An 18,603-nucleotide genomic window follows, 5' to 3' on the forward strand; every position below is an offset into this window, starting at 1 on the left:
CGGTATGCACGGTGGTGTGAGAGGACGGCGGTTAGTCACCGCCTCCTACTCGATCGTGCCGGAAAGATATCATGAAAATTTTGTGATTTACGACAAGGATTTGTGTAAGCACTGGAAAAATGGATTTTTCTGTGATAAAATTGACCGTAAATCGGTTTTGTGGACTCATACATCGCAAACCGTGATAGGGAAACGAGAAAGGGAAAAGGTAGAATTTATGAGCCTGGCAGTAGTAACATTAAAAAAAGGCGAAGGCAGATTCCTGAAATCAGGAGGCCTCTGGGTATATGACAATGAGATCGCAAGCATCATGGGAAGCTTTGTGAACGGAGATATCGTTCTGGTCCGGGACTTTGACGGATATCCAATGGGAAGAGGATTTATCAACACCAATTCCAAGATCACAGTCCGTATGCTTACCAGAGATGAGCGTACAGAGATCAGTCCGGAATTTTTGAAACAACGTGTCCGCGACGCATGGGAGTATCGTAAGAAGGTAGTAGATACCGGAAGCTGCCGTGTGATCTTCGGAGAAGCAGACTTTCTTCCGGGTCTTGTTGTGGATAAGTTTTCAGATGTGCTTGTTGTACAGTCTCTTGCACTGGGAATCGACCGTCTTAAAGAAACGATCCTAGATGCACTGAAGGAAGTCCTTGCTGAGGATGGGATCCGGATCCGTGGAGTCTATGAGCGGAGTGATGCAAAGGTACGCCGCCAGGAAGGAATGGAACTTACCAAGGGATTTATCGGAGAAGAATTTCCGACACTTGTTCAGATTGAAGAGAACGGTGTGAAATATGAAGTAGATATCAGGGACGGGCAGAAGACCGGATTTTTCCTGGATCAGAAATATAACCGTCTTGCTATCCAGAAGCTCTGCAAGGGGGCGAAGGTTCTGGACTGCTTTACACATACCGGCTCTTTTGCCCTGAATGCGGGAATTGCAGGGGCACAGAGTGTTCTTGGTGTGGATGCGTCGGAAACTGCAGTCCTGCAGGCAAGAAGAAACGCCAGTCTGAACGGCCTGGACGGAACAGTGAAATTCCTCTGTGAGGATGTTTTTGAACTTCTTCCCGAGCTTGAGGAGAAGGGAGAGAAATTTGATGTTGTGGTACTGGATCCTCCGGCATTTACGAAATCCAGAAGCTCTGTAAAAAATGCCATCAAGGGATACCGTGAGATCAATCTCCGTGCAATGCGTCTTGTAAAGGACGGCGGATTTCTGGCGACCTGTTCCTGCTCTCATTTTATGACGTATGAGCTGTTTACACAGACCATCGGTCAGGCAGCGAAGAATGTCCATAAGAGACTGCGCCAGGTAGAGTACCGTACACAGGCACCGGATCATCCGATCCTCTGGTCAGCAGATGAGTCCTATTATCTGAAATTCTACATTTTCCAGGTATGCAATGACCGTTAGGAACTGCCATCCGGATTTTTTTACGGAAATTTTTTGGCAGTGCCGTATGGCAGTGAAAAGGAGATGCAGATCATATGAGAGACAAATTTAATAAATTTATGCAGGGACGTTATGGAGTGGATGATCTTTCCAGGTTCACCATGGGAGTCGCACTGGTTCTGATCATTCTGGCAATGTTTGCCAATATATTCAGCAGAACTGTCGGCAGCACCCTTGACATTCTCGGGGTCGCAGCGATCGTATATGCATATATACGTATTTTTTCCAGAAATATCCAGCAGCGTTATGCCGAAAATCAGAAATTCCTTCAGATGACGTCAAAGTTCCGTTTTCGCTTTAATAAAGAAAAGGATCTGATGAAGCAGAGAAAGACCCATCACATCTACAGCTGTCCGGGCTGCGGACAGAAGATACGTATTCCAAAGGGAAAGGGCAAGATCGAGATCGAATGTCCGAAATGCCACACAAAATTCGTAAAAAGGAGCTGACATGTTCGGATATGTGACCGTTAATAAACCGGAAATAAAATTCAAGGATTTTGATGTGTACCGTTCTTTTTACTGCGGTCTTTGCAGAGAATTGCGGGAGAGATACGGGATACCGGGACAGATCTCACTGACTTATGATATGACATTTGTGGTCCTTCTTTTAAGCGCTCTTTATGAACCGCCAACGAAGAAGGGAACCTCCAGGTGTGTGGTCCATCCGCTGAAGCCCCAGCCGGTGCGCAAAAATACAGTAACTGAGTACTGTGCGGATATGAATGTGATCCTTACCTATTACAAATGTATGGATGACTGGCAGGATGAACACAAACCACTGCGCTATGCATATGCAGGAATTCTGAAGAATTGCGGAAATATGCATATGTCCGCTTATCCGGAGAAGATCCAAAGGATCCGAAACGCACTAGAGGAGCTTTCTTCCCTGGAAAAACAGGGGGAAACCGATGTGGACCGTGTAGCCGGATGTTCCGGACGTATCATGGAAGAGATTCTGGCCTTCCGTAAGGATGTCTGGGAATCGTCCCTGCGCCGTCTGGGATTTTATCTCGGAAAATTTATCTACATCCTGGATGCTTATGACGATGTGGAAAAAGATGCAGAAAACGGAAATTACAATCCTTTCCTTGAAAAATATAAGATAGAAGGGTTCGAGGAAGAGGTACGTCGGCTTCTTATGATGATGCTTGCAGAATGCTGCAGAGAATTTGAAAAGCTGCCGATCCTCCGATACGGAGATATCCTTCGAAATATTTTATATTCCGGCGTCTGGTGCCGCTTTGCGGCGATCGGACAGAAGCGCAGGGAAGAACGGGAGAAAGAGAAAAAATGTTAGATCCATACAGCGTGCTGGGAGTTCCCAGAAACGCATCTGATGATGAAATAAAAAAGGCATACCGGAAGCTGAGCCGAAAGTATCACCCGGATGCCAATATCAATAATCCGAATAAGGATCAGGCCGAAGAAAAATTCAAAGAAGTGCAGCAGGCTTACGAGCAGATCATGAAAGAGCGTGAGTACGGAAGTAGTTCCCAGAATGGCTATGGCGGCTACGGAAATTACGGTGGTTTTGGAAATTACGGAAATGCCGGTTCCAGTGCCTATCAGGATGAGGAAAGTATGCGCAGAAGGGCGGCCGCCAATTATGTGCAGAGCGGTCATTTTCAGGAAGCTATGAATGTACTGGATTCTCTTGGTCAGAAAAATGGGGAATGGTATTACCTGGCTGCTATGGCAAATATGGGAATGGGAAATAATGTAACAGCTCTGGATCAGATCCGTGAAGCAGTCCGTCAGGAACCGGATAATATGCAGTACCGTATGCTGCTCCAGAGAATGGAAGGCGGTGGCGGCTGGTATCAGCAGCGGCAGGATCCCTTTGGGGGAATGCCGACCGCAGGAGGAGATATGTGTGATGCCTGCTGCAGGACCATGGCCTGTTTCATGTGCTGGCCGGGCGGCTTTTTCTGCTGCTGATGCAGGAACAAAGCGGTCATCGATATCCCGGAATTGAGAATCGGAATATCCTGAGGCAGCATATCCATATGTTTGTAAGGCGGATCCTGCAGATCCGTTTTGCGATATAGATCGCAGAGGGATTTTTCTGACAGAAATTCACAATGCTGTCCGGAAAATGTCATACTGCAGAGAAAAAGAGGAGGAAATCGTTATGAGTATAAGAATTGGTATTTTAGGTTACGGAAACCTGGGACGCGGCGTGGAGTGCGCCATCAAGCATAATCCGGATACAGAGCTGGTTGCAGTATTTACCAGACGTGATCCAGAGACTGTAAAGATCCTTACAGAGACCGCAAAGGTTTATTCTGTAAAAGATGCGGAGAAGCTGAAGGATGAGATCGATGTCCTGATCATCTGTGGAGGAAGTGCTACAGATCTTCCTGTTCAGACACCGGAGTATGTAAAATATTTCAATGTTGTGGACAGCTTTGATACACATAAGAAAATCCCGGAGCATTTTGCAAATGTTGACAAGGCAGCAGCAGAGAGTGGACATGTAGGAATCATTTCCGTAGGCTGGGATCCAGGAATGTTTTCTCTGAACCGTATGTATGCAAATGCGATCCTTACAAATGGAAACGACTACACATTCTGGGGCAAGGGTGTCAGCCAGGGACATTCTGATGCAGTCCGCCGCATCAAAGGCGTAAAGGATGCAAAGCAGTACACCATTCCGGTAGAAGCTGCACTTGAGGCAGTAAGAAATGGAGAAAATCCGGAGCTTACCACACGCCAGAAACATACAAGAGAGTGCTTCGTAGTTGCTGAGGAAGGTGCTGATCTTGCACGCATCGAGGAAGAGATCAAGACCATGCCGAACTACTTTGACGAGTATGATACAACGGTACATTTCATTTCCCAGGAAGAGCTGGACCGTGACCACAGCGGTATCCCGCACGGCGGTTTTGTGATCCGCAGCGGAAAAACAGGCTGGAACAATGAGAACAGCCATGTGATCGAGTACAGCCTGAAGCTGGATTCCAATCCTGAGTTTACATCTTCTGTGATCGTTGCCTATGCAAGAGCTGCATACCGCATGAACCAGGAAGGACAGAAGGGCTGCAAGACTGTATTTGATGTTGCACCTGCATATTTAAGTGCCCTTGACGGAGCAGAGCTTCGCAAAAAATTCCTGTAAGGATCTGTAACAGATCTGTAACAGACAGGAGCAAAACTGCATAAAAGATCATATCCCCGGAGCATCAGTGAATATTTCTGATGTTTCGGGGCTTTTTTCTGCATAAAATCAACATTGGTAATACCTGGATGACGATTTTTCTGAAAGAAAAGGAAAGAGTTGACGGACCGTAAAGAATGTTATATAATATGGACGTAAAATTGTAACAAAATTGTAACGTTTACGATCAGTCGGACTTAAGAAATAGTAAATATCAATGATCTATCTATCAAAGGAAGGTATGTATGCGAAAATTAAGCAGAAAATGGAAACTCTGGGGACTTTTTTTTGTTCTGATGTTCTTTGCAGCCGGAGCAACTGTACATACAACGGCAACAGATGTACAGGCTGCGACCAAAAACGGCTTTAAAACAGAAAAAGGAAAGTCCTATTATTATCAGAATGGACAGAAGGTAAAAGGCTGGCTTACACTGAACGGGAAGAAATATTTTTTTAATAAATCCACAGGCGTGCAGATGAAGCGTTGGGCTAAGGATTCCAAGGGCAAACGATATTTTTATAATGTCAACGGTGCCAAGGGCTATATGGCAACAGGCTGGCTTACAGACAGTAAGAACAATACCCGCTATTTTAATCCCACCAGCGGATATATGACAACGAAATGGGCCACGATCAGCAATAAGAAATATTATTTCTACAGCGGCAGTGGTGCTGCAGCCAGAAGTGTATTCCTTACAGACAAGAAGAATGTGACCAGATATTTTACCAGCAAATGCTTTATGGCAAAGGGCTGGGCAACGAATAAGAAACAGCAGAAGCGTTATTTTGATCCAAACACGGGAGCTATGTATAAGGGCTTCAAGAAGATCGGCAGCGATACCTATTATTTTTACAGCAAGAGCGGCGTGATGGCTACCGGTTGGGTCACAAATTCCAAAAAAGGATATAAATATTATTTCGATCCGTCAACCGGTGTCATGGCTACGGGAACGAAGACGATCGATGGCAAGAAGTATACATTTGGCAGCAATGGTGTCTTGGATACCAACCCAAGCACTACTACAGCGACAAGCTCCAGGACTATCAAGAATTTCCTTGCCAATGCATTACTTCCGGTAGGAAAGACTCTTTACGTATGGGGCGGCGGCCACAACTGGTCGGATGCGACCAGAAAGGGCATCAGTCCAAAATGGAAACAGTGGTATGACAGCAATTCCAGCTCCTATAATTACAGATATTATATGGATCTCAGTGAAGCTACAGAACAGAAGGGCCTTGACTGTTCCGGCTTTGTAGGATGGTCTGTATATCAGATCATGCAGAGCAGATCCGGTGGACCTATGTACACGGATGTTTCCGGAAATCTTGGATCTTTGTATTCCGGCAAGGGAATGGGTACCGTTGTTTCCCAGGCTCAGCTGGCAAGCTCAAACTGGAAGCTTTATCCTGGGGATATCGGATACAACAGCGGACATACCTGGATCGTTCTCGGACAGTGTTCCGATAAGAGTGTCGTGATCCTCCACTGTACACCGAATGCCGGCGTACAGATTTCCGGAACACCGACACCAAGCGGAACTTACGGAAGCCAGGCGATCAAGCTGGCAGAAACTTATATGTCTAGGTATCCTGGAGCCAGCAAATATGACTATCATGAATCCAGTGGTAACTATATCCGAAACGGTGCATACTTCAGATGGAACAGAAGCACTCTTTCCGATCCCAACGGATATCTGAACAAGACAGCCAATCAGATCCTTGCAGATCTTTTCTGATCAGGATATGCTGAAAGAAATTTGTATGTAACAAATAGAAATAAGAAACGTGAGAGGAGAACCTGAGATAACCCGGGTTCTCCTTTTTTAATGTCAAAATCATTAATAAATGTTACAAAGTTTTAAACTAATTAATAGAAAATCCTTGCAATCCAAATAACACTGTGTTAATATATAAAAAGATTGAAACAAGATATTGCAAAAGTATTACAAAGAAAACCAACGAAGCGGATGGTCAGATCCGCTGTATTAAATTAGAATCAGATTGCGAGGGTGAACAGTCATGAAGAAAAGGATATTATGTCTGACACTGGCGCTCATCATCAGCGGAGCACAGGTAGTCAGCGTAAGCGCAACAAGAGAAGATGAGGCAGCACTTCAGCAGGAGATGGATGCGACTAACGAACAGCTGAATGCGACTTATTCCAGATTGGATGAGCTTTCCTCACAGAAGTCACAGATTGAAGGCGAGATTTCAACTCTTGATGCCAATCTTGTAAACGTGATGGTTTCGATCCAGACACTGGAGGGAGATATCTCCAATAAGGAAGCCGACATTGCATCTACACAGACCAACCTTGAGAAGGCCAAAAATGCCAAGCAGAAACAGTATGAGGCAATGAAGAAACGTATCCAGTATCTCTATGAGAAGGGTGGAGATGATGCATGGTTCCAGATGATGCTGAATGCAGAGAACCTGTCTGACCTTCTTACAAGAGCAGAGTACACACAGAAGACTTATGAGCAGGACCGTAAGAGTCTTGAAAAATATTCCAATACGATCCAGCAGGTGGCAAACCTGGAGGCACAGTACACACAGGAGAAGGCAGAACTGGAGGGAATGAAGCAGGAATATGAGGCAGAGTCCCAGAACCTGCAGGCACAGCTGGATGAGAAGCGTGCCACATCCGCAGATTATGATAATGAGATCGCCTACGCACAGCAGCAGGCTACAGATTATGCCAACCTTCTTGCAGAGCAGACTGCAGAGCTTCAGAGATTAGAGGCTGAGCGTATTGCAGCAGAGGAAGAGGCAAGACGTCAGGCCGAGGCTGAAGCAGCAGCGAGAGCACAGGCTGAGGCAGAAGAGGAAGCAAGACGCCAGGCAGAGCAGGAAGCACAGCAGGATGAGGCGGACGAGAGCGAAGACGTACAGTACGATGAGGACGGCGACGTGATCGAGAATGCAGATGAGGATACTGCAGAAGATGACACCGAGGATGTGGATGAAGATGCAGACAATGGTGAGAATGATGATGCGTCCGAGGATACTGAGAATACAGAGGATAATGCAGACGCAGATTACGATAACAGCACAGACGCATCTGAAGAAAGTGCAGAGGACACATCTAATGCAGAGGATACATCTTCAGACAGTGACAGTTCTTCTTACAGTAGCGGTTCAGGATCTTCTGTTGTGAATTATGCTACACAGTTTGTGGGAAATCCTTACGTATGGGGTGGAACAAGCCTTACCAATGGTGCAGACTGCTCCGGATTTGTACAGAGTGTCTATGCGAACTTCGGAGTCAGCCTTCCGAGAACCTCCTATGAGCAGCAGAATGCAGGTACAGAAGTATCCTACGCAGATGCACAGCCGGGAGATCTGATCTGCTATGGCGGACACGTGGCTATTTACATGGGTAATGGCCAGATCGTTCATGCATCGAACTCTCAGGACGGGATCAAGATCAGCAATGATGCTACATACAGAACAATTGTATCTGTAAGACGTCTTGTATAATAAAAACGTACAACAGAAAATAAAAATACAGCAGCCCGACAGCAGTTTGTCGGGCTGTTTTTAACGTCGGAAAAAATACTGAAAAACCCATGGAACGGAGTGAACAGCAACAAAATATGCTCAAAAATGTATAAATATTGAAAACAGTATTGACATATAATTAACGGGATGTTATTATAATGTCAGTATAATTCCATATTGAACATAGCAAGTGCTGAGGATAGCTGACAGTTATATATTGATTATCAGAAGTCCACAGAAAAGGGAATCAGGTGTGAAACCTGAGCGATCCGGTCACTGTAACGGAGGAGCGAATCTCATAGTCCATTGTACGTATGTATGAGAAGGAGAGAGGAGTCATGATCCCGGAGCCAGGAAACCTGCTTGTTATGGCGAGGTTAAACTTCCGTGTAAAGTGTAACAACCATTTCAGGGACTCCGCACCCCTGGGACGTTGTCTACTTTTTTACGAGAGTAGGCATTTTTTTATGGAATGCGCCTGTTCATATGAATTATACATGATTAAATGGCAGGCGATACTACTCCGGATACATTCGTTCCCTCCGCGCACTCATGAACGGATTATATTTCTACCCCGGGGTGGCATCGCTACCTCTTTTTTATAGGAAAAAATTATGTGTGGTTATGTCAGGAGAGGAGAAAAGAGCCATGGAGAAACCATACTGGGAAGGCAAAGAATACTCTTACTTCAGCCACAAAAACTGTGAGTATTTTCCGTGCCATAAAGGAGCAGATCCGGAGAACTTCAATTGTCTGTTCTGCTATTGTCCTTTATATGCACTGGGAGATAAATGTGGTGGTAATTTCCGCTTTACGGAAAGCGGGATCAAAGACTGCACCGAATGCAAGCTTCCTCACAGAAGAGAAAATTTCGGATATGTTACAGGTAAATATAGCGAGCTTGCGGAAATTGTACGGAAGCAGCGGGAAAAATAAAAAACAGGCCAGTTCAGATACAGGAAAATGTATATTCCTGTGTTTGAACTGGCCTGTTTTGTTTGGGGGACAATATCTGTTATCTGTCGGAAAAGATACAGAAGATCATTCTCTGGTTTGGAGAAAAACCTTGAGTCTGGGAATCTGGTTGTTGAGGATCAGCTGTTCCGGAAACATGGCCTGATGAACAAACTCAGCAGCACAGGTAAAATCTCCGATATGCTCCGGGCCATGGCTGTCACTGGAAAGAAGCAGCGGCAGATCATATTTGCGGCAGCATCGAAGGATCTCGAAACAGTTTTCTCTTGTGTCGCCACGATAGCCATAAGGTGCAAGAGAAGCTTCGTTGATCTCAAAGATCGTGCCGGTTTCCCTGGCAGCCCTTGCAAGCGCATCATAATTAACCGGGTAATGAGTGTTATCACTATGTCCGAGGATCTTTACACAGGGGTTTTTCATTACATTGATAAAAGCTTCTGTGTTTTCGGCTCTGGTACCGCAGCGGTAATTCCAGGCATGCATGCTGGCAATGGCGTAATCAAGTTTACATAATAATTCCTGATCTAAATCTACCGTTCCGCTGCGGTCAAGGATATTCAGTTCAATTCCGTAGAGTAATTCTACACCGAAATGTTTTTTGGGAGAATAGGTAAGGCTGCGGAAATAGGAGGAAGTTCCGGCTGCCAGAGTGCCGGGACCGTGATCAGTGATCCCGAGAAGCCGGAGACCTTTCTCGGCAGCTGCGCGTGCCATGTTGGTGATGGTACATTCCGTGCCGTGACCACTGGCGATGGAGTGGGTATGCATATCAGAAAGATACATAAAAATACACCTCTTTTACTGTTTGAGAACATGTGACAGAGCGGAATACGAATGTCCGCTTTGCATAAATTTTTTCTGAAAAACAAAGGAATTCCTATATAAATCCAAGTATGGCAGAGCAGAAAAACAAAGTCAATAGAGAAAAACATAAAAATACAAAAAACAAATAAAATCAACAGGGCGCAACCGACAAAAACCACAAAAACAGCTAGAAATACATGTTGGATTTCGTTGACATCGAAGTAGGGGTAAGGTATAATAAAACTACATGAGCACATAGCCGGACAGGAGCGGTTCTGGAAGCGTAGAGGCAGACAGATCACCAGAAACAACCGGTTGTGAGAAAGGAGAATCATGGAGAAATTTCATATAGCAGATGTTCCGAAAACAGACAGGATCACACATCTTGTAGATAATCTTTATGCAAAGATGCCGGTGATCGAATCTGCCAGAGCAAAACTGATCACAGAGTCTTACAAAGCAACAGAAGACGAGCCGATCATCACCCGCAGAGCCAAGGCATTTGCCCACATCCTGCACAACATTCCGATCATCATCCGTGATGAGGAGCTGATCGTCGGAAGCAGCACTTTGGCGCCGAGAGGCTGTCAGACGTTTCCGGAGTATTCTTTCCAGTGGCTGGAGGATGAGCTGGATACAGTGGCTACCAGAACAGCCGATCCATTTTATATTGCGGAGGAAACCAAGGCGGAGCTCCGTGAGGTACATAAATACTGGAAAGGCAAGACTACCAGTGAGCTTGCAACCTCCTATATGGCACCGGAAGCGATTCTTGCCATTGACCACAATATTTTTACACCCGGAAACTATTTCTACAATGGTGTAGGACACGTAACCGTTAAATATGAAGAAGTTCTGGCGATCGGTTATGAAGGGATCATTGCCAAAGCTCAGAAGGAACTGGATGAGTGTAATGTAGGAGATGGTGATTACGCAAAGAAATCCCGTTTCCTGGAAGCAGTTATCATGAGCTGTCAGGCAGTTATCGACTATGCACATCGCTATGCCGAGCTCGCAGAGCAGATGGCATATCAGTGTCAGGATCCGACCAGAAAACAGGAACTCCTTCAGATCGCATCCAATTGTACACGCGTACCGGCGAAGGGCGCCCGTAACTTCTATGAGGCGTGCCAGTCCTTCTGGTTTGTACAGCAGCTGATCCAGATGGAAAGCAGCGGACATTCTATTTCTCCGGGACGTTTTGACCAGTATATGTATCCGTATTACAAGAGTGATATGGAAGCAGGCAATCTTACCAGAGAATTTGCCCAGGAACTGATGGACTGCATATGGGTAAAATTAAACGACCTGAATAAATGCCGTGATGCTGCATCTGCAGAAGGCTTTGCAGGCTACAGCCTTTTCCAGAACCTGATCGCAGGTGGTCAGAACAAGGATGGCGAGGATGTGACCAATGATCTCTCCTTTATGTGCATCCAGGCGTCTATGCATGTGCACCTTCCGGCACCGTCTCTTTCTGTAAGAGTATGGAACGGATCACCACATGAATTCCTGATCAAGGCTGCAGAGCTTACAAGAACAGGAATCGGACTTCCGGCTTATTACAATGATGAGGTTATCATTCCTGCACTGCAGAACCGCGGCCTTTCTCTTGCAGATGCCAGAGAATATAACATCATCGGCTGTGTAGAACCGCAGAAGGCAGGTAAGACAGAGGGTTGGCATGACGCTGCATTCTTTAACATGTGCCGTCCGCTGGAGATGGTTTTCTCTAATGGTATGGACAAAGGGGTACAGATCAGTGTCCAGACCGGCGATGTCACAGAGATGAAGAGCTTCGATGAGTTCTATGATGCATATAAGAAACAGATGGAATATTTCATTTCCCTGCTTGTAAATGCTGATAATGCCATTGATGTGGCACATGCGGAGAGATGTCCGCTTCCATTCCTTTCCTGTATGGTGGATGACTGCCTGAAACGAGGCAAATCCGTTCAGGAAGGCGGAGCTGTTTATAACTTTACAGGTCCTCAGGGATTTGGTATTGCAAACATGGCAGATTCTCTGTATGCGATCCGCAAGCTTGTATATGAAGAAAAGAAGATGACCATGGAAGAGCTGAAGGAGGCTCTGGCATGGAACTACGGCAAGGGTATCGATGCACAGTCTGCAGCAGATATCACCACCATTGTTATGCAGAAGCTTCAGGAGAATGGCATCCGCGTAAATGAGCAGACCGCAACAGCTGTTATGACAGCAGCTCTCGGAACAGAGCCATCTCCGGAGAAGAAAGCAAGATTCGAAGAGATCCACAAGATGATCGAGGAGGTTCCGAAGTTTGGAAACGATATCCCGGATGTGGATTATTTTGCAAGAGATGTGGCTTATACTTACACCAAGCCGCTTCAGAAATATATGAACCCGAGAGGCGGACATTATCAGGCAGGACTTTATCCTGTATCTGCAAACGTTCCTCTTGGCGGACAGACCGGTGCAACACCGGATGGCCGTTACGCACATACTCCGGTAGCAGATGGTGTTTCCCCGTCAGCCGGCAAGGATGTGAAGGGACCGACAGCTGCGGCAACTTCTGTATCCCGCCTGGATCATTTTATCGTATCCAACGGAACACTGTTCAATCAGAAATTCCATCCGTCAGCACTTGCAGGAAGAGAAGGACTGGAGAAATTCGTAGCACTGATCCGCGGATACTTTGATCAGAAGGGTATGCATATGCAGTTTAACGTTGTTGACAGAGAAACACTTCTGGATGCACAGAAGCATCCGGAGAAGTACAAACATCTGGTTGTACGTGTTGCAGGCTACAGCGCATTGTTCACTACACTTTCCAGATCTCTGCAGGACGATATCATCAGACGTACTGAGCAGGGCTTCTAAAGGAGTAACGAATGGACTATTTGGATACAAAGGGCAGGATCTTTGATATTCAGAAATATTCAGTACACGATGGACCGGGTATCCGTACCATCGTGTTCCTGAAGGGCTGCGTTCTTCGCTGCCGCTGGTGCTGTAATCCGGAATCACAGGAATACCGGATCCAGAACATGAAGGTTCTGGGAGAAGATAAAGTGATCGGCCGCGACGTGACAGTTCGTGAGATGATCGAAGAGGTGGAAAAAGACCGTGCCTATTATTATCGTTCCGGAGGCGGGATCACCCTTTCCGGAGGGGAATGTATGTGTCAGGCGGACTTTTCCAGAGATCTTCTTCGCGCGGCAAAGGAGAGAGGGATCAACACAGCGGTAGAAAGTATGGCCTGTGCCCCATGGGAAAAGATCGAACAGGTACTTCCCTATCTGGATGTATATCTGATGGATATCAAGCATATGGATCAGGAAAAACATAAAGAATTCACAGGACGGGCCAACGGACTGATGCTGGAGAATGCAAGAAAGGTTGCACTCTATGGCAAGACCAGACTGGTGATCCGCGTTCCGGTTATTCCGACTTTCAATGATTCTGTGGAAGAGATCCAGGCAATCTCCAGATTTGCGGCATCCCTTCCAGGTGTAAACAAGATCCATCTTCTTCCGTACCACAGATTGGGACAGGATAAATATGATGGCCTTGGACGCCCCTATTTAATGGAAGGAATTCTTCCACCGACAGCAGAACATATGCAGATGTTAAAGAATGCGGTACACGCGGTATGCGGCCTGGACTGCCAGATCGGCGGCTGAGAAATAAAAGAATTACAGAGAAAAGATCCTCTGCAAACAGACAACATAAAAAACAATAAAAACAACATAATGAGCAACAAGAAACCAACACAAAACAACGGATTGTCCTTGACTTATTTTGTGGTATGGAGTAAAATATTTCCAGAAACAAAATAGTGCAATCCAATGCTCAAGGAGGAAATTAAGCATGGTAAACGAGTTTGAAATCAAAAAACAGCTTTGCGACATCGGTAAAAGAATCTACAACCGTAACATGGTTGCAGCTAACGACGGAAACTTCTCCGTTAAAGTGGCAGAGAATGAATATCTTTGCACACCAACAGGTGTATCCAAAGGTTTCATGACACCAGAGTTCATCTGTAAAGTAGATGGCAAGGGTAATGTAATCCAGGCTAACCCGGGATTCAAACCATCATCTGAGATCAAGATGCATATGAGAGTATATGAGAAGAGACCGGACGTAGGATCTGTTGTACATGCTCATCCGATCTACGCTACATCTTTCGCAATCGCAGGTATCCCGCTTACACAGCCGATCATGCCAGAGGCAGTTATCGCTCTTGGATGCGTTCCGATCGCTGAGTACGGTACACCTTCCACAATGGAGATTCCGGATAACCTTGAGAAATACCTTCCATATTTCGATGCAGTACTTCTTGAGAACCACGGAGCACTTACATGGAGCACAGACCTTAACGCTGCATACATGAAGATGGAGTCTGTGGAGTTCTACGCACAGCTTCTGTATCAGAGCAAACTTCTTGGCGGCCCGAAGGAATTCGACAAAGAGAACATCGAGAAACTCTATGCAATCCGTCGTAAATTCGGTATGCCTGGAAAACATCCGGCAAACCTTTGCCTGAACAAAGATGGAAAGAACTGCCACAATTGCGGCGGCGCATGCCACAGTGAGGACTACAAACAGTTCCCAGGATATCAGTATGATTTTGTTGGAAAAGACTGTGACAAAGATGCAGCTCCTGCAGCAGATGCAACAGCAAACGCAGATGCAGAGCTTGTAGCTCAGATCACAAAACAGGTTATGGCTCAGCTTGGCCTGAAATAATTTTTTGACGGAATATTAAGGAGGACATCTCATGCCAATAAGTGAGAATATGGTACAGGAAATTGTACAGGAAGTTATGGCAAAAATGCAGATTGCAGATGCTCCGGCCGGAAAACATGGCGTTTTCAAGGATATGAATGATGCTATCGAAGCAGCGAAAAAAGCGCAGCAGGTAGTTAAGACAATGTCTATGGACCAGAGAGAAAAAATCATCACCTGCATCCGTAAAAAGATCAAAGAAAATGCGGAAGTACTGGCTCGTATGGGTGTTGAGGAAACTGGTATGGGTAATGTAGGAGACAAGATCCTCAAACATCACCTGGTAGCAGACAAGACACCTGGTACCGAAGACATTACAACAACTGCATGGTCCGGAGACAGAGGACTGACTCTGATCGAGATGGGACCATTTGGTGTAATCGGTGCGATCACACCATGTACAAACCCAAGTGAAACAGTTCTCTGTAACACAATGGGTATGCTGGCAGGCGGAAATACAGTTGTATTCAACCCGCATCCGGCAGCTGTAAAAACTTCTATTTACGCAATCAATCTTTTAAATGAGGCTTCCCTGGAATCAGGCGGCCCGGATAATATCGCTGTTACTGTTGAGAAACCAACACTTGAGACCAGCAATATTATGATGAAACATAAAGATATCCATCTGATCGCAGCAACAGGCGGCCCTGGTGTTGTAACAGCAGTTCTTTCCTCCGGTAAGAGAGGAATCGGTGCAGGAGCAGGTAACCCACCGGCACTGGTTGATGATACTGCTGATATCCGTAAGGCAGCTCAGGATATCGTAAACGGATGTACATTCGATAACAATCTTCCATGTATCGCTGAGAAGGAAGTTGTTGCAGTATCTTCCGTAGTTGATGAGTTAATGCACTACATGATCACAGAGAATGACTGCTATCTTGCATCCAAGGAAGAGCAGGACAAACTTGTTGAGACTGTACTTGCAGGTGGCAAGCTGAACCGTAAATGTGTAGGACGTGACGCGAAGACACTTCTTTCCATGATCGGAGTTCAGGCACCGGCAAATACCCGCTGCATTATCTTTGAAGGACCGAAGGAACATCCGCTCATCACAACAGAGCTTATGATGCCAATCCTCGGAATCGTAAGAGCTAAGGATTTTGACGATGCTGTAGAGCAGGCTGTATGGCTTGAGCATGGCAACCGTCATTCCGCACATATTCATTCCAAGAATATTGATAACATTACAAAATATGCGAAAGCAATTGATACCGCAATCCTTGTAAAGAACGGCCCGTCCTATTCCGCACTTGGATTTGGCGGAGAAGGTTTCTGTACATTCACAATTGCAAGCCGTACCGGTGAGGGACTTACAAGCGCAAGCACATTCACAAAGAGAAGACGCTGCGTAATGACAGACAGCCTTTGCATTCGTTAATCAGGAGGAACAGAAACAATGGATATGAACAATGTAAATATCGAAGAAATCGTTAAACAGGTTCTCTCCGGCATGACAGGAAACGCTCCTGCAGCAGCTGCTGCAACAAGCGCTCCGGCTGCTCCGGCAGGAAACACAATTCCGAAAAAAGCAAGAGTAGCAATGATGACAGAGAAGAAACATTTTGAGCTTCAGGAGTATGATCTTCCGGAAGTTGGTGACGACGACATCCTCGTTAAAGTTGAGGGCTGCGGCGTCTGCGGAACAGATGCTCATGAGTACAAAAATGACCCGTTTGGTCTTATCCCAGTAGTTCTCGGACATGAGGGAACCGGTGAGATCGTAAAAATGGGTAAAAACGTTAAAGTTGATACAGCTGGTAAACCGGTTAAAGTCGGCGACAAGATCGTTACCTGTATGATCTTCAAAGATGATCCGGAAATCACAATGTTCGACCTTAACAAGAAGAACGTAGGTGGCGCTGACGTATACGGACTTCTTCCGGATGACGACGTTAAATTCAACGGCTGGTTCGCTGATTACATCTTCATCAGAGGCGGAAAATTCGGTTCCACATTCTTTAATGTAAGTGACCTGGATCTTGATTCCCGTATCCTCATCGAGCCATGTGCAGTACTTGTACATGCTGTAGAGAGAGCAAAAACAACAGGAATCCTGAAATTCAACAGCAGAGTTGTTGTTCAGGGTTGCGGACCGATCGGTCTTATCTGCATCGCAGTTCTCCATACAATGGGCGTTCATAATATCTGTGCAGTAGACGGAAATGAGAAACGTCTTGAGTTTGCCAAGAGAATGGGAGCAAACACAACCGTTAACTTCATGAACTTCAAGGGCATTGAGGCACTTACTGAGGCTGTTAAAGAGGCTCAGGGCGGACATCTTGCAGATTTCGCTTTCCAGTGTACTGGAAATCCTCATGCACACTCCAACATCTACAAATTTATTCGCAACGGCGGCGGTCTTTGCGAGCTTGGTTTCTTCATCAACGGTGGAGACGCTACCATCAACCCGCACTTCGACCTCTGCTCCAAAGAGATCAACCTTGTTGGTTCCTGGGTATACAACCTCAGAGACTATGCAACAACATTTGATTTCCTTAAGAGAGCAAAAGCAATCGGACTTCCAATGTCTGAGCTGATCACACACAAGTTCCCGCTTGAGGAGATCAACGAGGCACTTGAGACAAACCTGGCAATGACAGGTCTTAAGATCGCGATTGTTAATAAATAACCTTAACGGGAAAGGAGAAGCAACATGGCAGAAGCTGTAGGAATTCTTGAGGTCTTCGGACTTGCGACAGCCTTTGTGGCAGCTGACGCCGGGTGCAAGGCTGCAAATGTCCACCTGGAGGTATTCGATAAGAATAAACCGGCGAATGCGGACAGCCTGCCAGTACCGCTTCTTGTCTGCATCAAGTACCGCGGAAGCGTGTCAGATGTCACGGCAGCGGTAGAAGCCGGCATGAAAGTCGCAGAGAGCATGACAGGTGTGGTACAGCATTACATAATCCCCAACCCGGAACCAGGTACACAGAAAATGCTGAAGATCAGCGCCCTGGATAAAGATTAAGCGGATTCCGAAGTTTACTTTACAAAAGTGGCGGAATCATATATGATAAAATTGTAACGAAGATAAGATTCAGGAGGATAGAATCATGGCACAGGAAGCATTAGGAATGGTTGAGACAAGAGGCCTCACAGCTGCAATCGAGGCAGCAGATGCAATGACAAAAGCAGCTGAGGTTGCGCTTGTAGGAACAGAGAAGATCGGTTCCGGTCTTGTAACTGTTATGGTTCGTGGAGACGTAGGCGCTGTAAAAGCAGCAGTAGAGAGCGGAAGCGCAGCAGCATCCAGACTTGGAGAGCTCGTAGCTACACACGTGATCCCGAGACCTCATACAGATGTAGAAAAAATTCTTCCGAAGCTCTAATTCAGGCTTTGAGAGGAACAGAAATTAATTAAGGAGTTCGCTCATGGGAAAATCATATGGATTTATAGAAATCACAGGTGTGGTTGCGGCGATCAATGCCCTGGACATCATGTGCAAAACGGCAGACGTTGAGCTGGCGTCATGGGAGCGTAAGCTGGGCGGACGACTGGTGACCCTGATCGTACAAGGCGATGTATCAGCAGTTACAGCAGCTGTCAATGCGGCAGTAGAGCAGGCAATCAAGAAACCTGCCAGTTATGCGGTAATTGCCAATCCTCACGAGGAAATCGTCAAACTGGTTGAGCTGAGTGCAAGCCGGTGGAAAAAGAAACAGCAAGAGAATCCGGAAACAGCACTGGAAAGCAAAAACAGCAGCGAAAAATAAACTGCTGCACCAAAAAAGTCAGAAGTAAACAGAACAAATAAAGCATTAACAATCCATAAGGAGGATATAATCATGACACAGGAAGCATTAGGAATGGTTGAGACAAGAGGACTTACAGCAGCTATCGAGGCAGCTGACCAGATGTGCAAGGCAGCTAACGTTGCACTTGTAGGAACAGAGAAGATCGGTTCCGGTCTTGTAACTGTTATGGTTCGTGGAGA

Annotated in this window: 18 protein-coding genes and 1 riboswitch; of the genes, 17 read left to right on the plus strand and 1 reads right to left on the minus strand. The window is 46.0% G+C overall.

Annotation, left to right across the window (positions count from 1 at the left end; all coding sequences use genetic code 11):
• Positions 1 to 217 precede the first annotated feature (217 nt).
• From LI091_RS16680 to LI091_RS16715, 8 genes are all read left to right on the plus strand, one after another.
• The gene (locus tag LI091_RS16680; protein ID WP_059086808.1) at positions 218 to 1,420 is read left to right on the plus strand and encodes a class I SAM-dependent rRNA methyltransferase; all 1,203 of its coding nucleotides are present in this window, start codon (positions 218 to 220) and stop codon (positions 1,418 to 1,420) included.
• 74 nt (positions 1,421 to 1,494) lie between these two features.
• Complete coding sequence (locus LI091_RS16685) at positions 1,495 to 1,908, plus strand: hypothetical protein (RefSeq protein WP_015525969.1); 414 nt, start codon at positions 1,495 to 1,497, stop codon at positions 1,906 to 1,908.
• Between the two features lies 1 nt (position 1,909).
• The gene (locus tag LI091_RS16690; RefSeq protein ID WP_015525968.1) at positions 1,910 to 2,758 is read left to right on the plus strand and encodes a DUF5685 family protein; all 849 of its coding nucleotides are present in this window, start codon (positions 1,910 to 1,912) and stop codon (positions 2,756 to 2,758) included.
• Positions 2,752 to 3,399 (plus strand): J domain-containing protein, encoded by a 648-nt coding sequence (locus LI091_RS16695; RefSeq protein ID WP_021651556.1) that lies wholly within the window; start codon positions 2,752 to 2,754, stop codon positions 3,397 to 3,399. Before LI091_RS16690 ends, LI091_RS16695 begins: the two co-directional genes overlap by 7 nt.
• Before the next feature lie 193 nt (positions 3,400 to 3,592).
• Positions 3,593 to 4,579 carry a diaminopimelate dehydrogenase gene (locus LI091_RS16700; RefSeq protein ID WP_015525965.1) on the plus strand — a complete coding sequence of 329 codons (987 nt, stop codon included), beginning with the start codon at positions 3,593 to 3,595 and terminating at the stop codon, positions 4,577 to 4,579.
• Positions 4,580 to 4,863: 284 nt separating this feature from the next.
• Positions 4,864 to 6,354: an N-acetylmuramoyl-L-alanine amidase family protein gene (locus LI091_RS16705; RefSeq protein WP_243148693.1), complete on the plus strand. Its 1,491-nt coding sequence runs from the start codon at positions 4,864 to 4,866 to the stop codon at positions 6,352 to 6,354.
• Positions 6,355 to 6,637: 283 nt separating this feature from the next.
• Positions 6,638 to 8,098 (plus strand): C40 family peptidase, encoded by a 1,461-nt coding sequence (locus tag LI091_RS16710; protein ID WP_265191383.1) that lies wholly within the window; start codon positions 6,638 to 6,640, stop codon positions 8,096 to 8,098.
• A 232-nt stretch (positions 8,099 to 8,330) separates the two neighbouring features.
• Positions 8,331 to 8,500, plus strand: a riboswitch (cobalamin riboswitch).
• Positions 8,501 to 8,767: 267 nt separating this feature from the next.
• The gene (locus LI091_RS16715; protein WP_173723397.1) at positions 8,768 to 9,055 is read left to right on the plus strand and encodes a cysteine-rich small domain-containing protein; all 288 of its coding nucleotides are present in this window, start codon (positions 8,768 to 8,770) and stop codon (positions 9,053 to 9,055) included.
• A gap of 105 nt (positions 9,056 to 9,160) precedes the next feature.
• Here LI091_RS16715 and LI091_RS16720 read toward each other — a convergent pair whose 3' ends face one another.
• Positions 9,161 to 9,877, minus strand: a complete 717-nt coding sequence (locus LI091_RS16720; protein ID WP_021651550.1) for a phosphatase — start codon at positions 9,875 to 9,877, stop codon at positions 9,161 to 9,163.
• A 354-nt stretch (positions 9,878 to 10,231) separates the two neighbouring features.
• Between LI091_RS16720 and LI091_RS16725 the strand changes: the two genes are divergently transcribed.
• The 9 genes from LI091_RS16725 to LI091_RS16765 all read left to right on the plus strand — a co-directional run.
• Entirely contained in the window at positions 10,232 to 12,757 is a 2,526-nt protein-coding gene (locus LI091_RS16725; RefSeq protein ID WP_092070145.1) for a glycyl radical protein, read from the plus strand.
• An 11-nt stretch (positions 12,758 to 12,768) separates the two neighbouring features.
• Positions 12,769 to 13,560 (plus strand): glycyl-radical enzyme activating protein, encoded by a 792-nt coding sequence (locus tag LI091_RS16730; protein WP_265191384.1) that lies wholly within the window; start codon positions 12,769 to 12,771, stop codon positions 13,558 to 13,560.
• A 187-nt stretch (positions 13,561 to 13,747) separates the two neighbouring features.
• Positions 13,748 to 14,626 carry a class II aldolase/adducin family protein gene (locus LI091_RS16735; RefSeq protein ID WP_148448413.1) on the plus strand — a complete coding sequence of 293 codons (879 nt, stop codon included), beginning with the start codon at positions 13,748 to 13,750 and terminating at the stop codon, positions 14,624 to 14,626.
• A gap of 31 nt (positions 14,627 to 14,657) precedes the next feature.
• Positions 14,658 to 16,046, plus strand: a complete 1,389-nt coding sequence (locus LI091_RS16740) for an aldehyde dehydrogenase family protein (RefSeq protein ID WP_148448411.1) — start codon at positions 14,658 to 14,660, stop codon at positions 16,044 to 16,046.
• A gap of 18 nt (positions 16,047 to 16,064) precedes the next feature.
• Positions 16,065 to 17,297, plus strand: a complete 1,233-nt coding sequence (locus LI091_RS16745; RefSeq protein ID WP_015525954.1) for a zinc-binding dehydrogenase — start codon at positions 16,065 to 16,067, stop codon at positions 17,295 to 17,297.
• A 24-nt stretch (positions 17,298 to 17,321) separates the two neighbouring features.
• Entirely contained in the window at positions 17,322 to 17,636 is a 315-nt protein-coding gene (locus LI091_RS16750; RefSeq protein WP_015525953.1) for a BMC domain-containing protein, read from the plus strand.
• An 85-nt stretch (positions 17,637 to 17,721) separates the two neighbouring features.
• The gene (pduA, locus tag LI091_RS16755; protein ID WP_015525952.1) at positions 17,722 to 17,997 is read left to right on the plus strand and encodes a propanediol utilization microcompartment protein PduA; all 276 of its coding nucleotides are present in this window, start codon (positions 17,722 to 17,724) and stop codon (positions 17,995 to 17,997) included.
• Positions 17,998 to 18,040: 43 nt separating this feature from the next.
• The gene (locus LI091_RS16760; protein WP_021977483.1) at positions 18,041 to 18,382 is read left to right on the plus strand and encodes a BMC domain-containing protein; all 342 of its coding nucleotides are present in this window, start codon (positions 18,041 to 18,043) and stop codon (positions 18,380 to 18,382) included.
• Positions 18,383 to 18,454: 72 nt separating this feature from the next.
• A partial coding sequence (locus LI091_RS16765) for a BMC domain-containing protein (RefSeq protein WP_173762624.1) occupies positions 18,455 to 18,603 on the plus strand: 149 nt, incomplete at its 3' end.

Origin of the sequence: Blautia sp. MSK20_18 (assembly GCF_020553125.1) — a bacterium.
GTDB classification, from domain to species: Bacteria; Bacillota; Clostridia; order Lachnospirales; family Lachnospiraceae; genus Blautia_A; species Blautia_A fusiformis.

What these genes read in the sequence shown, in the direction of transcription:
- LI091_RS16680 (WP_059086808.1), top strand. Translation starts at nt 218, where the DNA reads ATGAGCCTGGCAGTAGTAACATTAAAAAAAGGCGAAGGCAGATTCCTG.
- LI091_RS16685 (WP_015525969.1), top strand. Translation starts at nt 1,495, where the DNA reads ATGAGAGACAAATTTAATAAATTTATGCAGGGACGTTATGGAGTGGAT.
- LI091_RS16690 (WP_015525968.1), top strand. Translation starts at nt 1,910, where the DNA reads ATGTTCGGATATGTGACCGTTAATAAACCGGAAATAAAATTCAAGGAT.
- LI091_RS16695 (WP_021651556.1), top strand. Translation starts at nt 2,752, where the DNA reads ATGTTAGATCCATACAGCGTGCTGGGAGTTCCCAGAAACGCATCTGAT.
- LI091_RS16700 (WP_015525965.1), top strand. Translation starts at nt 3,593, where the DNA reads ATGAGTATAAGAATTGGTATTTTAGGTTACGGAAACCTGGGACGCGGC.
- LI091_RS16705 (WP_243148693.1), top strand. Translation starts at nt 4,864, where the DNA reads ATGCGAAAATTAAGCAGAAAATGGAAACTCTGGGGACTTTTTTTTGTT.
- LI091_RS16710 (WP_265191383.1), top strand. Translation starts at nt 6,638, where the DNA reads ATGAAGAAAAGGATATTATGTCTGACACTGGCGCTCATCATCAGCGGA.
- LI091_RS16715 (WP_173723397.1), top strand. Translation starts at nt 8,768, where the DNA reads ATGGAGAAACCATACTGGGAAGGCAAAGAATACTCTTACTTCAGCCAC.
- LI091_RS16720 (WP_021651550.1), bottom strand. Translation starts at nt 9,877, where the DNA reads ATGTATCTTTCTGATATGCATACCCACTCCATCGCCAGTGGTCACGGC.
- LI091_RS16725 (WP_092070145.1), top strand. Translation starts at nt 10,232, where the DNA reads ATGGAGAAATTTCATATAGCAGATGTTCCGAAAACAGACAGGATCACA.
- LI091_RS16730 (WP_265191384.1), top strand. Translation starts at nt 12,769, where the DNA reads ATGGACTATTTGGATACAAAGGGCAGGATCTTTGATATTCAGAAATAT.
- LI091_RS16735 (WP_148448413.1), top strand. Translation starts at nt 13,748, where the DNA reads ATGGTAAACGAGTTTGAAATCAAAAAACAGCTTTGCGACATCGGTAAA.
- LI091_RS16740 (WP_148448411.1), top strand. Translation starts at nt 14,658, where the DNA reads ATGCCAATAAGTGAGAATATGGTACAGGAAATTGTACAGGAAGTTATG.
- LI091_RS16745 (WP_015525954.1), top strand. Translation starts at nt 16,065, where the DNA reads ATGGATATGAACAATGTAAATATCGAAGAAATCGTTAAACAGGTTCTC.
- LI091_RS16750 (WP_015525953.1), top strand. Translation starts at nt 17,322, where the DNA reads ATGGCAGAAGCTGTAGGAATTCTTGAGGTCTTCGGACTTGCGACAGCC.
- pduA (WP_015525952.1), top strand. Translation starts at nt 17,722, where the DNA reads ATGGCACAGGAAGCATTAGGAATGGTTGAGACAAGAGGCCTCACAGCT.
- LI091_RS16760 (WP_021977483.1), top strand. Translation starts at nt 18,041, where the DNA reads ATGGGAAAATCATATGGATTTATAGAAATCACAGGTGTGGTTGCGGCG.